Here is a 13,022-nt window from a genome sequence, read left to right on the forward strand (position 1 = left end):
CGGCTCGTCTTGAGCGCCGTCCGACTCCCAGTCCCGATCCGGCTCCCAAGTCCGGTCCGATTCCCAGTCCCGGTCCGATGTCCGGCCTTCGGCCGGCTTGACCGAAGCCCTGCCCTTCGGCGCGTGGCCGCCAGCCTTGTCGTCGAACCGGGTCTTGTCGCCGAACCGGGGTTTGGACGGCCCCTTGCCCGCCGGCTTGCCCGACGCCCGCCCCGGCTTCGCGGTGCGATCGCGCGGTCCGGCGGTCTGCCGGCCGCCGCCCGGCTGGCGCGGCCCCTGCCGCCCGCTTCTCATGATGCCCTCCCGCACCGGCGCGCGCCGGCCGGCGCGGCGATGGCAGGCTTGTGTCCATTGAAAACCATAGCGGGGCCATAGCACGCCGCAGGCGCCTGCGAAACGCGCGATTCTGCCCCGGTCCCGGCTGCCGGACGGCCCGCCGAAGCCGCCCGAAAGCGGCGAAATGCGGCGGCATGCCCGCACGCGATCCTTGACAATGCGGCGCGCGACAATAGGGTGCCGCAACTTTGCAGAACTGCGCGGCGCCGGCTGGGCGCGCGAGAGGGTTTGACAATGGCCAAGGCCGCAACGATCAAGATCAAGCTCGTGTCGACCGCCGACACCGGCTATTTCTATGTGACGAAGAAGAACTCGCGCACGATGACCGAGAAGCTTTCCAAGAAGAAGTACGACCCGGTCGCGAAGAAGCACGTCGAGTTCAAGGAAGCCAAGATCAAGTGATCGGCGGCATCCAGATCTGAACAAAAAAAGGCGCCACTTGGCGCCTTTTTTATTTTAGCCGGATGACCTCCACCCAGATGAATAGGCGTCCTTCTGCCGCGGCGAAGGCAGAATCAGGCGATCAACCGCCCCGGCTTGCCGAATCCCAGCAGATGGATGGTGTGGCGGGCGATCATCGCCTCCTCGTCGGTGGGGATGACGAACACCTTCACCTTCGAATCGGCCGTCGAGATCACCGTGCGGCTGCGATCGTTGGCGGCGGCGTCGAGCTCGACGCCGAGCCACTGCAGGCCGTCGAGGATGCGGGCGCGCACGCGCGTGGCGTTCTCGCCGATGCCGGCGGTGAACACCAGCGCATCGACGCCGCCGAGCGCCGCCGCCAGGCTGCCGGTCTCGCGCCGGACGCGATAGATGAAGTGCTCGACGGCGTCCTTCGCCTGGGGATCGTCGGAGGCCTCCAGCACCCGCAAATCGTGCGACAGGCCGGACATCCCCTTGAGCCCGGAATTGCGGAACAGCAGGTCGGCGACCTCCTTCGTGCTCATGCCCTTCTGGTCGATCAGATAGAACAGGACGCCGGGGTCGATCTGGCCGCACCGCGTGCCCATCGGCAGGCCGTCGAGCGCGGAGAAGCCGAGCGTGGTGGCGACCGAGCGGCCGCCCTTGACCGCCGCCATCGAGCAGCCATTGCCCAGGTGGGCGATGATGACGCGGCCCGCCGCCTCCAGCGGCGCGATCTCGGACAGCCGGCGGCTGACATATTCGTAGGACAGGCCGTGGAAGCCGTAGCGGCGCACGCCCTCCTCATAATAGCTGCGCGGCAACGCGTAGCTCTCGGCAACGAATGCCTGCGTGCGGTGGAACGCGGTATCGAAGCAGGCCACCTGCGGCGCATCGGGGAAGTGCTCGCGCGCCGCCGCCACGCCGGCCAGATTGTGCGGCTGGTGCAGCGGCGCCAGCGACGTCAATTTGGCGAGCTCGACGACCAGATCGTCATCGATGAGCACCGGCCTGGTGTGGTCGCGACCGCCGTGCACGATGCGGTGGCCGACGCCCTCGACGCGCACGCCCGGCAGTTCCTCGTCGAGCCAGGCGATGATCTCGGCGAGCGCCGAGGCGTGGCTGTCGGGCCCCTGCCCGGCCGGCCAGACGCGATCGATGAGCGGCTTGCGGGCGCCATCGACCGCCTTGCAGTGGACGCTCGCCCCGAGCCCCTCGATCTGGCCGATCAGCCGGCATTGCGGATGGGCTGTTGCCTCGAACACCGAGAACTTGATCGACGACGAGCCGGCATTGATGGTGAGGACGACGCCGGTCATTCGGCGGCCGCCTTGGTGGCCAGGAGCGCGTGCGGGCGGCCTTCGCGCCGCCAGTAGTCGTAGAGCAGCGCGAGCGCGCAGCTGGCAAGGCGCGACTTGTCGTTGTCGGCCCGGCTGGTCATGATCACCGGCACCCTGGCGCCGACGACGAGGCCGGCGCCCTCGGCGTGGGCCAGGAAGGTCAGCTCCTTGGCCAGCATGTTGGCCGATTCGATATTGGGGGCGATCAGCACCTGGGCGCGGCCGGCGACCAGCGAGGTGATGCCCTTGGTGCGGGCCGCCTCCATGTCGATGGCGTTGTCCATCGCCAGCGGCCCGTCGACCACGCCGCCCTTGATCTGGCCGCGCTCGGCCATCTTCGACAGCACCGCCGCGTCGAGCGTCGAGGGCATCGCCGGATTGACGGTCTCGACCGCCGACAGGATGCCGACGCGCGGCTTCTCCATGCCCAGCGACAGCGCCACGTCGATGGCGTTCTGGACGATCGACACCTTGGTCTCGAGGTCGGGCGCGATGTTGATGGCGGCGTCCGAAATGATCAGCGGGTGGGAGATGCCCGGGCAGTCCATCACGAAGACGTGACTGATGCGGCGGCCGACCCGCAGGCCGCCATCCTTCTTGACGATGTGCTCCAAGAGCTCGTCCGAATGGATGGCGCCCTTCATCACCGCGCGGGCGCGGCCCTCGTGCACCATGGCGACGCCGCGGGCCGCCGCCTCGTGCTCATCCTCGATATCGACGATCTCCAGGCGCGAGATGTCGGCGCCGAGCTGGCGGGCGCAGTCGACAATGCGCGCCTTCGCGCCGATCAGGATCGGCACGCACAGCCCGGCTTCAAAGCCCAGGATGGCGCCGCCGAGCGAGTTCTTGTCTTCCGGCGCCACCACGGCGGTGGGCAACGGTTCGAGATCGCGGCACATGGCGATCATGCGGTCGAACTGCTGGTGGCGCTCGACCAGAAGCTCGGGAATCTCGTGCGGCGGAAAGGTCAGCTTGACCATCGGCGCGTCGACCTCGGCGACGCCGTCGGCCACCAGCGTGCCGTCGGCGAGCGAGACGCTGGTGTCGAGCACCACGCACGGCTTGGCGCGCTTTTCCTTCACCCGCACCTTGATCGTCAGCTCGTCGCCGACATGGACGCGCGACAGGAAGCGGAACGTCTGGCCGCGATAGAGCGTGCCGGGGCCGGGCAGCATATTGCCGAGCACCGCCGACACCAGCGCGCCCACCCACATCGAGGGCGCGACGGCATCATCGCGCCCGTCATGATCCTCGTCGCGGCCCGGCAGGTGCATCGGGTTCAGATTGCCGGACGCATGCGCGAACACGTAGAGGTCGTTGGCGGCACAAACGCGTCTGGTCGATGCTTCGTCGCCGACCGCAAGCTCGTCCCAGGTCCGGTTTGCGTTCATTGCGATCTTCAAGCGACACCCCTTTGGATTCTGGCCGCAGCCGGTCTGGCCAAGGCACGGTCATTCGTCTTCGTCGTCGGCGCCTGCCGGGCGCACGTCCCAGCATCCGGTCCGGCGCCGGCCGCAGCCAGCCCCGTTCGGAGGCCGCTCCGGAACGCCGCAGCCCCGGCCCGCGTTCGGGCCTTCGCACCTGCACGGTCGCGGCGCCCCGCTTCTCTTCACACGCAACTGTCCTAAGCAAAACGATTAAATTACCGATGACGGGTCTGCATGGCATATATGCGCAGTATGCCCATGTTGCGGCGCGGCATGAACTTGATCCGCCGATTCGGGCCGGCTTGCCGGCGGCGACGGCAGCCGCGCCCGATTGCGCCAGCGGAGGCCGGCGCGTGTCTGGCGGATCCGTCTTGGCTGCGGGATCCGTCTTGGCTGCGGGATCCGTCTTGGCTGCGGGATCCGTCTTGGCTGCGGGATCCGTCTTGGCTGCGGGATCCGTCTTGGCTGGCGGAGACGGCGGCCGGGACCGACAGGGGCGATTGGGGACGGATGGCCCCGGCGATCCCACAACCGGCGACTCCATGACGTCTCGTCGAGAACGGGAATTTCAGCGATTCACCGGCACCGCCGCGTGCTTTTGAGCGGATGTCCGTTCGAATGCCGAGCCCCCGATCTCCCTTTGCGTCAGGCCACGTCCGCTTCGGAATGCGTCAGCCGGACAATGGGGCGCCGAGATGCCGGACACGGACCGGGAATACAACTTAAGGTACTTACTTGTTGGAATTTTCTGAATTTTAAATGGTATTCACTCTATTAAAGGTTGTCAACTGATGATCTATTATTTTGGCGCAATTGTCTTGATTGATTTCAAATTTTATGCCTTCCCCCGCCGCCCCGCCTATCCATGCAGGACAATATTGGTAATATAAAAAGCAATCAATGATCTAGTTTGCGCGTGGCGTAGCTTTCCGGTTGTAGGAATAGCAGTACTGCCTGGGATTGCTAGCTAGAGCGGGGCGGTCCGTTTATGATGACGCAGTGTCGAAGCGTCGCGCCATTGCGTCGAGATGTCCCCACAACGTCGCATCCGGACATGAGGGCGTTTATGTTTAAGGAAAAGCACGTGATCGAGCCCGAAAAACCGCCGTCGAGCCTCGTGGTTCTTGAGGCGGTTCTCCTGATGATGATCTCCAAGTCGATGGTCGATCCGGAAGACATCGCCGATGCTCTGGAAGATGCCGCGGACGCACTCGCTTTCGACGATCAGACCGCCGACGCGAATCACGTCTATCGCACCGCCAAGTCGATCCGCGCCGCCGGCCGGAAGGAGACCAAGCTCAACCGCTTGGCCATCGTCTCTCCCTGAAGCAGTTCCCGGCTCAGCCGGCCCTGCCTGACGAATATTGTTTTCGCCAATAGTCCGACCAGTCCAGTCTTGTCCTTCGCGACCACTGGATTTACGCGCGGTCCGCAACGCCGTCGCAATCCCGGTCCGCCTCGCGGCCGTCCAGCAGTGCCGTCAGGAATGCGACGAGCTGTTCTGCTGCCGCCTCGCGCAGGCCGCCATTGACGATCTCGATGTCCTGCGGCCCCAGGCCGACCTGCACCGCCACCCGCTCGGTGCGGCTTGCGCCCTCCTCCATCGCCTCCGACGCGCGGTGGCGGGCGGCGCGGCGAGCTGCCAGCACCTCGGGCGGCGCGGTGACATGGACCAGCCGCGCGTTCTCGTAGCGGGCGCGGGCCAGCATCGTCACGTCGCGCGAGATATTGGCCACCACCACGCGTCCGGCGCGGATATCGCCGTCGATCTCCGCCGGCAGGCCATAGTCGTGGCCGTGGGCATGCCAGGACAGCGCGAACGCACCCAGCGCCGCGGCGCGCACGAACGCCTCCGGCGTCATCGACGAATGGTCCTCGGACCCGTCGCTCGGCCGGGTGACGACGCGCCGCACGAACACCACGCCGGTCCGGCCGGCCAGCGCCACCTGCGCCAGATTGATCAGGGTGTCCTTGCCCGCCCCGCTCGGCCCCATCACGCCGACGAAGATTCCCGGCCCGAGCCGACCCGGCCGCGATGCCTCCCGCCCAACCATGGTCACAGCACCCGCCTGCCGTCGCGCCACACTTTCCGCACCACCGGCACGCCGAGCCGGACATCGACCTGAACGAGGTCGGCCCGCTTGCCGGGTGCGATCTCGCCGCGATCGTCAAGCCCCACGGCTTCGGCCGGCGTCCCGGTGACGGTGCGCACCGCCGCCGCAAGGTCGATACCCGGCACCGCCTCCGGCAATTGCAGCGCCGCCATCAGCAGGCTTGAGGGCACGTAGTCGGACGACAGGATGTCGAGCACGCCCTGCGCCGCCAGGTCGACGGCGGCGACATTGCCGGAGTGCGAGCCGCCGCGCACCACGTTCGGCGCGCCCATCATCACCTTGACGCCGGCCTGGTGCAGCGCCGCCGCCGCCTCGACCGTGGTCGGAAACTCGGCGATGGCGACGCCGTCGCGCGCGGCCTCGGCGACGTGCTCGGCCGTGGTGTCGTCGTGGCTCGCCAACGTCACGCCGTGGGCCTGGGCCAGCGCCACCAGCCGCTCGCGATTGACGAGGGCGTAGCGCTCCGACTGCGCCTTGCGGTGGGCGAACAACCGGTCGAGCTCGGCATCGGTCATGCCGCCGGCCTTGCCGCGGTAATAGGTGCGCAGCTTGTCCTCGTCGCGGAACTGGCGCTGGCCGGGCGAATGGTCCATCAGCGATACCAGCCGCACGTCCGGGCGCGGCATCAGCAGGGCCGCGTCCTCCACCACCGAGCCGGTCGGCACCTCGCAGCGCAGATGCAGGAAGTGGTGGGCGCGCAGCATGTCGGCGTCGCGGGCCTGGGCGATGGTGTCGGCGAGCAGCTCGGCGTGGCCGTCGGCGTCTCCGCCAAGGCTTTCCTCGCGCCACACGCGCAGCGAGTCGAGCACGGTGGTGATACCGCAGGCGGCAAGCTGCGCATCATAGGCCACCACCGCGGCGAGCGCGTTCCACGTCACCTTCGGCCGCGGCAGGAAATGCGCTTCGAGATGATCGGTGTGCAGCTCGATAAGGCCCGGCAGCAGCAGGCTGCCGCCGAGATCGCGCCCGCGCTCGGGCGGCGTGTCCTCGCCGATCTCCGCAATGCGCCCGGCCGAGACCGCGACCCAGCCGCGATCGAGCACCCGATCGGCGAGCACCACGTTCGCATTTGAAAGAACAAACGAGTCCATGGTCCCCCTCAGGCAGCAGCAAAGGCGCGGACGTCGAGCGTGCGATCCGCAACCGCGTCGCGCACCTCGTCGTCGTGGAAGATGCCGACCAGCGCCGTGCCGGCGGCCCGCTTGTCGCGGATCAGCCCGATGACGGCGTCGCGGTTGGCGCCGTCGAGCGATGCGGTCGGCTCGTCGAGCAGCAGCAGCCGCGTGTCGGCGATGAAGCCGCGGGCGATGTTGACGCGCTGCTGCTCGCCGCCCGAGAAGGTGGCCGGCGGCAGGTGCCACAGGCGTTCGGGCAGATTGAGGCGCTTCAGCATGGCGCTCGCGCGGGCGTTGGCCTCCGTCGTGTCGATGCCGCGCGCCCTGAGCGGCTCGGCGACGATGTCGAGCGCGGCGACGCGCGGGATCACCCGCAGGAACTGCGACACATAGCCCAGCGTGGTCGCGCGCAACGCCAGAATCTCGCGCGGGCTGGCGCTCGCGACATCGATCACCGCCGCGCCGTCGTCGATCAGGATGCGGCCGGCGTCGGTGCGGTAGTTGCCATAGATCATCTTGAGGATGGAACTCTTGCCGGCGCCGGATGGCCCACCCAGCGCCACGCACTCGCCGGCCGCCACCTCGAACGACACGCCCGCCACCACCGGCAGCGTGAGGCCGCCACGCAGGTGCAGCGTGAAGCTCTTGGCGATGTCCTGAACGTCGAGAACCGTCATCGCGTCCTCATGATCTCTTCCTTCCCTCTCCCACCCGGGCCGCGCTTGCGCGCGCCCGGGCGCAGGCTCTTGCGGGAGAGGGTGGCGAGACCGAATGCAAATGAGGTCGAGCCGGGTGAGGGGTATTTTGTGTGAAAAGATACAGCCCCCTCACCCGCCTCGCGATCTTTCGATCGCTCGGCACCCTCTCCCACAAGGGGAGAGGGAAGAAGCGGCATAGCCGCCACACGCTTCCGAAAGAACGGATCAACTGAAGCGCTCATTGCTGGGCCACCGCATTCATGACTGCAGCACCGACGACACCAGGAGCTGGGTATAGGCGGCCTGCGGATCGTCCAGCACCTGGTCGGTCAGCCCCTCCTCGATCACGCAGCCCTCCTTCATCACCATGATGCGGTGGGAGAGCAGGCGCGCCACCGCGAGGTCGTGGGTGACGATCACCACGGCGAGGCCGAGATCGGCCACCAGCGAGCGGATGAGATCGAGCAGGCGCGCCTGTACCGACACGTCGAGCCCGCCGGTCGGCTCGTCCATGAAGACGAGGCGCGGCGCGGTGACGAGATTGCGGGCGATCTGCAGCCGCTGGCGCATGCCGCCCGAAAAGCTCTTCGGCGAGTCGTCGATGCGGTCGGCGGCGATCTCCACCCGCCCCAGCCAGTCGGCGGCGGCGCCGCGGATATTGCCGTAGTGGCGCCAGCCCACCGCCATCAGCCGCTCGCCGACATTGGCGCCGGCGGAGACCGCCATGCGCAGCCCCGCCTCCGGCGACTGGCGCACGAAGCCCCAATCGGTGCGCAGCAGCAGGCGCCGCTCGGGCTCGCTGAGTTCGGCGAGGTCGCGCAGGCTGCCGTCGCGCATCGAATAGCGCACGTGCCCCGCGCTCGGCGCAAGCTCGGTCGACAGCAGGCCGAGCAGCGTCGACTTGCCGGAGCCGGATTCGCCCACCACCGCCAGCACCTCGCCGGCATGCAGCGTGAACGACACGTCGCGGCAGCCGAGCCGCGCGCCGTAGAATTTCGTCAAGCCCTCGGCGATGAGCAGCGGTTCCTCACACATCCGCGCCCTCCCCGCTTTCGATCGGATTGCCGGCGAGACGGCCGCGATGGCCCGCCGCCTGCCGGCCGTTGCAGAAGTCGGTGTCCGAGCACACGAACATGCGCCCGCCGCGATCGTCCAGGATCACCTCGTCGAGGAACACGCCGGTCGCACCGCACAGCGCGCAGGGCTCGGTGAAGCGCTGCGGCGCGAACGGATGATCCTCGAAATCGAGGCTGACGACGCGCGTGTGCGGCGGCACCGCATAGATGCGCTTCTCGCGGCCGGCGCCGAACAACTGCAGCGCCGGGCAGTCGTCGAGCTTGGGATTGTCGAACTTGGGGATCGGCGACGGATCCATCACGTAGCGGCCGTCCACCGTTACCGGATAGGCGTAGGTGGTGGCGATCTCGCCGAAATGGGCGATATCCTCGTAGAGCTTGACGTGCATGGTGCCGTAGTCGGCCAAGGCGTGCAGCTTCCTCGTCTCGGTCTCGCGCGGCTCCAGGAAGCGCAGGGGTTCGGGGATCGGCACCTGATAGACCAGGATCTGATCCGCGTTGAGCGGCGTCTCCGGCACGCGGTGGCGGGTCTGGATGATCGTCGCCTCGACCGTGCGGGTGGTGGTGGCGACATTCGCGACGCGGGTGAAGAAGCCGCGGATGGCGACGGCGTTGGTGGTGTCGTCGGCGCCCTGGTCGATCACCTTCAGCACGTCGTCCGGGCCGATGATGGCGGCGGTGACCTGCACGCCGCCGGTGCCCCAGCCGCGCGGCATCGGCATCTCGCGGCTGGCGAACGGCACCTGATAGCCGGGAATGGCGATGGCCTTGAGAATGGCGCGGCGGATCGCGCGCTTGGTCTGCTCGTCGAGATAGGCGAAATTGTAGGCGGTGCGCTCGGTCGCGATCGCTTCGCTCATTGCGCGGCCTCCTTCAGCGCGGCGGCATCCCACTCGGCGCGCAGGCGGCGCAGCAAATCGAGTTCCGACTGGAAATCGACATAATGCGGCAGCTTGAGGTGCTCGACAAAGCCGGTGGCCTCGACATTGTCGGAATGCATGATGACGAATTCCTCGTCCTGGGCCGGCGCGCTCACATCTTCGCCCAGTTCAGCTGCGCGCAGCGCGCGATCGACCAGCGCCATCGCCATCGCCTTCCTTTCGCAATGGCCGAAGGTGAGCCCGTAGCCGCGGGTGAACTGCGGCGGCGCGTCGCCGGCACCCTTGAACTGGTTGACCATCTGGCACTCGGTGACGGTGATGGTGCCGAGCGTGACGGCGAAGCCCAGCTCCTCGACGAAGATCTCGACCTCGACCTCGCCCATGCGGATCTCGCCGGCGAACGGATGGCTGCGGGCAAAGCCGCGCTGGGTGGAATAGCCGAGCGCCAGCAGGAAGCCCTCGTCGCCGCGCGCCAGCGCCTGCAGCCGCAGATCGCGGCCGATCGGAAAGGCCAGCGGCTCGCGGGTGAGGTCGCCGGGCTCAGAGCCATCGTCGCGCGGCGACGGCTCGATCAGGCCCTCTTCGCCCAGGAGATCGGTGACGCGCGGCACCGCCTCCTCGCGCGGCGCGGCGGTCGCCGGCTCGGGCGGCGCGAAGCCGTCGAGCGCGCCGTCGATCAGCCGGTGGGTATAGTCAAAGGTCGGCCCCAGGATCTGGCCGCCGGGCAGATCCTTGAAGGTCGCCGAGACGCGTCGGCGAATGGCCATGTTGGAGGTGTCGAGCGGCTCGGTGGCGCCCAGGCGCGGCAGCGTGGCGCGGAAGGCGCGCACCAGGAAGATCGCCTCGACCAGATCGCCGCGCGCCTGCTTGATCGCCAGCGCCGCCAGCCCGCGATCATAGAGCGAGCCCTCGGTCATCACCCGGTCGACGGCGAGCGCAAGCTGGCCATCGATCTGCGCCGCCGAAACTTCCGGCACCTCGGGATCGCCGCGCCGCTCGTGCGCCATCAGCCGGTGGGCGTTCCGGATCGCCGCCTCGCCACCCTTGACCGCGACATACATCAGGCCGCCTCCACCAGTCGCACCGAGCGCGGCAGCGCCGCGATCTCGTTCGCCGTGCACAGCACGAGATCGACCCCGCGCGGAAAGGCCGCCCGGTTGGCCTTGAGCCGCTCTACGAAGTCGTCCGGCAGCGGCGAGGCCGCAAACGTCGCGGTGCCGGCAATGCCGGGGCCCGCCAGCATGAGCGAAGCGCCCGAGAAACGCTCGACCTGCACCAGGAGCGTCGCCGAGCGGTCGGGATAGGCATCCGAGCCTTGCGCGAACGCATCAAGCAGCGGCATGGCGCGCGGGTCGGACACAAGCGCGAAGGCTGCGGCCGCGGGATCGGCGATGATCGGCGCGCCGGCATGAAAGCGCAGGAATTCCGCAACCTCGGGCGACGCCATGAGCGCCGCGTCGAGCCAGAGCGGCGTGTCCTGGTCGGCGAGCGTCAGCGCCAGCGCGGCCAGGGCCGGCGTCATCGGCGCGGGCGGCGCAAGCTCGCTCGCCAGCGGCTCGATGCGGCCGGGCCGGGCCATCGCCGCCATCACCGACCGGAAGGCGCGCTGCGCGTCGAACACCGGGTCGGCAAAGCCGGGCGCAAGCGCCACCGTCGCGAGAGACACCGTTCCCCCGGTCATGACGCGGCCTCCTGATTGTCGCCACGGGTGACGGTGAAGAACTCGACGCGGGTGGCCGCCGCCTCGGCCACCGCCTTCGCCGCCTCCGCCGCCAGCCGTGCGCGCACCGGTGCGAGCAGTTCGGTGTCGACGCGCGGGCGTGCCGAAACGTCCTGCCACAGCGCGTCGAAGATCGCGGCGAGCCGCGCCCGCTCCGGCGCGCGGCCGAGCAGATAGGCGTGGCCGATATGGCCGGTCGAGAGCCGCACCGCGGCGCGCGTCACCGTCGCCTCGCCGAGATTGAACGGCGCGCCGTCGCCGCCGATGCGGCCGCGCACCATCACCAGCCCGCAGGCGGCCTTGCGCAGATCCTCGACCGCCGGCCTTTCCGGCCACGCCGTCCAGGCCGAGTCGAGCTCGCGTGCGGTCGCGGCAGCCAGCAGCGCCATGGCGGCGCGGCGTTCGTCAGTCTCGTTCTTCGTCATCACACCGGCATGAAACAGGCGCTACTGGACAAGCGAGCCAGCTTGTCTACTAATATAGACAAGTTGGCCCGCCGTCCAATGAAGCTTCGGTGACATCGCCGTGCCGATCGATCTTGACCGTCTCCCTGTCGACCGCGGATCCGGCGTTTCGCTGTGGCGGCAGATCGCCGAACGCATCGAGTCCGAGATCACCACCGGCGCCTTTCCGCCAAGCAGCCAGCTTCCCTCCGAGAGCGAGCTGACCGAGCGCTTCGGCGTCAACCGCCACACCGTGCGCCGGGCGCTGGCGGTGCTGGCCGAGAAGGGCCTGGTGCGCGCGGTGAAGGGCCGCGGCAGCTTTGTCGAGGAAGCGCCGCTGCCCTACCCGATCGGCCGGCGCGTGCGGTTCTCCGAGAACGTCATGGCCGCCGGCCGGGCGCCGCGCGGCCGGCTGCTCGGCGTCGCCACCGTGGTCGATGCCGAGCCGACCCGCCGCCTCGGCCTGCCGCCGCGCACGCCGCTTCTTCGCATCGAGATGGTATCGAGCGCCAATGGCGTGCCGCTGTCGCGCTCCACCTCCTGGTTCGAGAAGGCGCGGTTCGAGGGGCTGGAGGCCGAGCTGCAGCGCACCGGCTCGGTGAGCCGCGCCTTTGCCGCCCACGGCATTGCCGATTATGCGCGCCTGGAGACGGCGATCTCCGCCCGCCCGGCCGATCCGGCCGAGCAGGACCTGCTGGAGCTGCCGCCCGGCCGCGCGGTGCTGGTGGTCGACGCGGTGAACGCCGACGCCGAGGGCCGGCCGATCCAGGTGCAGCGCACGCGCTTCGCCGCCGACCGCGTGCACCTGGTCGTGAAGAGCTGAACCGCAGCCGCCCGGAACATCGCCGCCCGGCGCTGCGTTGCTCCGGTCAATTCGGCGCCGGCCTGCCACCCGGACGTCTTGACCGAGCGAACGGGGCTGCGGATCCGGAGGACCACATGATGACCCTTCGCAGCCTGACATTCGGGGCGAGCCTGGCCTTCGCGAACTTGGCCTTCGCGGTGCTGGCCTTGACGGTGCTGGCGGCGCAGCCGGCCGGTGCCCAGGCGCCGCCCTTCGGACCCGACTGCCCCCAGGTGATGGCGCGAACGCACGGCACGGTGTGGGTCGGCACCATCCGCGGCCAGCGCGAGGACATGTGGGATTCGGTCGAGACGCGGTTCCAGCGCTCGTGCTTCCAAAGCCGCGCGGCGTGCGAGAAATGGCTCTATGACGCCCGCTCCTACTACACGCTGAATTTCGACAACGATCTGTGCCGGCCGATGCAGCCGCGGCGGTGAGCGGCGAAATGCGTCAAGCGAGCGCGAGGCTGTCATCCCGGGCTTCGCAACGCGAAGAGCCGGGATCGACCGCCGGAAAAGGCACCCCTTCCTGCTGACGGTCCCGGGTCGCGGGCCCTTGGCCCTTGCCCGGGACGACGACTCTCAACCGTCATTCTGTGGCGCACGTAGGGCGCAATACGCTGCGCT

The 13,022-nt window shown here is 68.7% G+C and carries 14 protein-coding genes; 4 read left to right on the forward strand and 10 right to left on the reverse strand.

Annotated features, from left to right (window positions below; genetic code table 11):
* The first annotated feature begins 570 nt into the window (after nucleotides 1-570).
* Entirely contained in the window at nucleotides 571-738 is a 168-nt protein-coding gene (rpmG, locus tag F1193_RS00360; RefSeq protein ID WP_150095690.1) for a 50S ribosomal protein L33, read from the forward strand.
* A 113-nt stretch (nucleotides 739-851) separates the two neighbouring features.
* Here rpmG and F1193_RS00365 read toward each other — a convergent pair whose 3' ends face one another.
* Together F1193_RS00365 and F1193_RS00370 are read right to left on the reverse strand one after the other, a co-directional pair.
* Nucleotides 852-2,057 carry an acetate/propionate family kinase gene (locus F1193_RS00365; protein WP_150095691.1) on the reverse strand — a complete coding sequence of 402 codons (1,206 nt, stop codon included), beginning with the start codon at nucleotides 2,055-2,057 and terminating at the stop codon, nucleotides 852-854.
* Nucleotides 2,054-3,469, reverse strand: coding sequence for a bifunctional enoyl-CoA hydratase/phosphate acetyltransferase (locus tag F1193_RS00370; protein WP_150095692.1), 1,416 nt, complete (start codon nucleotides 3,467-3,469; stop codon nucleotides 2,054-2,056). Before F1193_RS00370 ends, F1193_RS00365 begins: the two co-directional genes overlap by 4 nt.
* Nucleotides 3,470-4,523: 1,054 nt before the next feature.
* On the opposite strand from F1193_RS00370, the gene F1193_RS00375 reads away from it, so the two are divergent.
* Complete coding sequence (locus F1193_RS00375) at nucleotides 4,524-4,832, forward strand: hypothetical protein (protein ID WP_150095693.1); 309 nt, start codon at nucleotides 4,524-4,526, stop codon at nucleotides 4,830-4,832.
* 91 nt (nucleotides 4,833-4,923) lie between these two features.
* On the opposite strand, the gene phnN is transcribed toward F1193_RS00375, so the two are convergent.
* The 8 genes from phnN to phnG form a co-directional block, all read right to left on the reverse strand.
* Entirely contained in the window at nucleotides 4,924-5,559 is a 636-nt protein-coding gene (gene phnN / locus F1193_RS00380) for a phosphonate metabolism protein/1,5-bisphosphokinase (PRPP-forming) PhnN (RefSeq protein ID WP_150095694.1), read from the reverse strand.
* A gap of 2 nt (nucleotides 5,560-5,561) precedes the next feature.
* The gene (locus tag F1193_RS00385; protein WP_150095695.1) at nucleotides 5,562-6,710 is read right to left on the reverse strand and encodes an alpha-D-ribose 1-methylphosphonate 5-triphosphate diphosphatase; all 1,149 of its coding nucleotides are present in this window, start codon (nucleotides 6,708-6,710) and stop codon (nucleotides 5,562-5,564) included.
* Nucleotides 6,711-6,718: 8 nt separating this feature from the next.
* Nucleotides 6,719-7,411 (reverse strand): phosphonate C-P lyase system protein PhnL, encoded by a 693-nt coding sequence (gene phnL, locus F1193_RS00390; RefSeq protein WP_150095696.1) that lies wholly within the window; start codon nucleotides 7,409-7,411, stop codon nucleotides 6,719-6,721.
* Nucleotides 7,412-7,690: 279 nt separating this feature from the next.
* Nucleotides 7,691-8,467 carry a phosphonate C-P lyase system protein PhnK gene (gene phnK / locus F1193_RS00395; RefSeq protein ID WP_150095697.1) on the reverse strand — a complete coding sequence of 259 codons (777 nt, stop codon included), beginning with the start codon at nucleotides 8,465-8,467 and terminating at the stop codon, nucleotides 7,691-7,693.
* Nucleotides 8,460-9,368, reverse strand: a complete 909-nt coding sequence (locus F1193_RS00400) for an alpha-D-ribose 1-methylphosphonate 5-phosphate C-P-lyase PhnJ (protein WP_150095698.1) — start codon at nucleotides 9,366-9,368, stop codon at nucleotides 8,460-8,462. Before F1193_RS00400 ends, phnK begins: the two co-directional genes overlap by 8 nt.
* Nucleotides 9,365-10,450, reverse strand: coding sequence for a carbon-phosphorus lyase complex subunit (locus F1193_RS00405; protein ID WP_150095699.1), 1,086 nt, complete (start codon nucleotides 10,448-10,450; stop codon nucleotides 9,365-9,367). The genes F1193_RS00400 and F1193_RS00405 overlap by 4 nt, the downstream gene beginning before the upstream one ends.
* A complete protein-coding gene (phnH, locus tag F1193_RS00410; protein ID WP_150095700.1) occupies nucleotides 10,450-11,070 on the reverse strand; it encodes a phosphonate C-P lyase system protein PhnH in 621 nt (206 codons plus the stop codon). The genes F1193_RS00405 and phnH overlap by 1 nt, the downstream gene beginning before the upstream one ends.
* A complete protein-coding gene (phnG, locus tag F1193_RS00415; RefSeq protein ID WP_150095701.1) occupies nucleotides 11,067-11,534 on the reverse strand; it encodes a phosphonate C-P lyase system protein PhnG in 468 nt (155 codons plus the stop codon). The genes phnH and phnG overlap by 4 nt, the downstream gene beginning before the upstream one ends.
* A 100-nt stretch (nucleotides 11,535-11,634) precedes the next feature.
* Between phnG and phnF the strand changes: the two genes are divergently transcribed.
* Nucleotides 11,635-12,375, forward strand: a complete 741-nt coding sequence (gene phnF, locus F1193_RS00420) for a phosphonate metabolism transcriptional regulator PhnF (protein ID WP_246164041.1) — start codon at nucleotides 11,635-11,637, stop codon at nucleotides 12,373-12,375.
* A 116-nt stretch (nucleotides 12,376-12,491) separates the two neighbouring features.
* Entirely contained in the window at nucleotides 12,492-12,833 is a 342-nt protein-coding gene (locus tag F1193_RS00425; protein WP_170263225.1) for a hypothetical protein, read from the forward strand.
* Nucleotides 12,834-13,022 lie beyond the last annotated feature (189 nt).

The sequence above is a fragment of the Blastochloris sulfoviridis genome (assembly GCF_008630065.1).
GTDB classification, from domain to species: domain Bacteria; phylum Pseudomonadota; class Alphaproteobacteria; order Rhizobiales; family Xanthobacteraceae; genus Blastochloris; species Blastochloris sulfoviridis.

What these genes read in the sequence shown, in the direction of transcription:
- rpmG (WP_150095690.1), top strand. Translation starts at nt 571, where the DNA reads ATGGCCAAGGCCGCAACGATCAAGATCAAGCTCGTGTCGACCGCCGAC.
- F1193_RS00365 (WP_150095691.1), bottom strand. Translation starts at nt 2,057, where the DNA reads ATGACCGGCGTCGTCCTCACCATCAATGCCGGCTCGTCGTCGATCAAG.
- F1193_RS00370 (WP_150095692.1), bottom strand. Translation starts at nt 3,469, where the DNA reads ATGAACGCAAACCGGACCTGGGACGAGCTTGCGGTCGGCGACGAAGCA.
- phnN (WP_150095694.1), bottom strand. Translation starts at nt 5,559, where the DNA reads ATGGTTGGGCGGGAGGCATCGCGGCCGGGTCGGCTCGGGCCGGGAATC.
- F1193_RS00385 (WP_150095695.1), bottom strand. Translation starts at nt 6,710, where the DNA reads ATGGACTCGTTTGTTCTTTCAAATGCGAACGTGGTGCTCGCCGATCGG.
- phnL (WP_150095696.1), bottom strand. Translation starts at nt 7,411, where the DNA reads ATGACGGTTCTCGACGTTCAGGACATCGCCAAGAGCTTCACGCTGCAC.
- phnK (WP_150095697.1), bottom strand. Translation starts at nt 8,467, where the DNA reads ATGTGTGAGGAACCGCTGCTCATCGCCGAGGGCTTGACGAAATTCTAC.
- F1193_RS00400 (WP_150095698.1), bottom strand. Translation starts at nt 9,368, where the DNA reads ATGAGCGAAGCGATCGCGACCGAGCGCACCGCCTACAATTTCGCCTAT.
- F1193_RS00405 (WP_150095699.1), bottom strand. Translation starts at nt 10,450, where the DNA reads ATGTATGTCGCGGTCAAGGGTGGCGAGGCGGCGATCCGGAACGCCCAC.
- phnH (WP_150095700.1), bottom strand. Translation starts at nt 11,070, where the DNA reads ATGACCGGGGGAACGGTGTCTCTCGCGACGGTGGCGCTTGCGCCCGGC.
- phnG (WP_150095701.1), bottom strand. Translation starts at nt 11,534, where the DNA reads ATGACGAAGAACGAGACTGACGAACGCCGCGCCGCCATGGCGCTGCTG.
- F1193_RS00425 (WP_170263225.1), top strand. Translation starts at nt 12,492, where the DNA reads ATGATGACCCTTCGCAGCCTGACATTCGGGGCGAGCCTGGCCTTCGCG.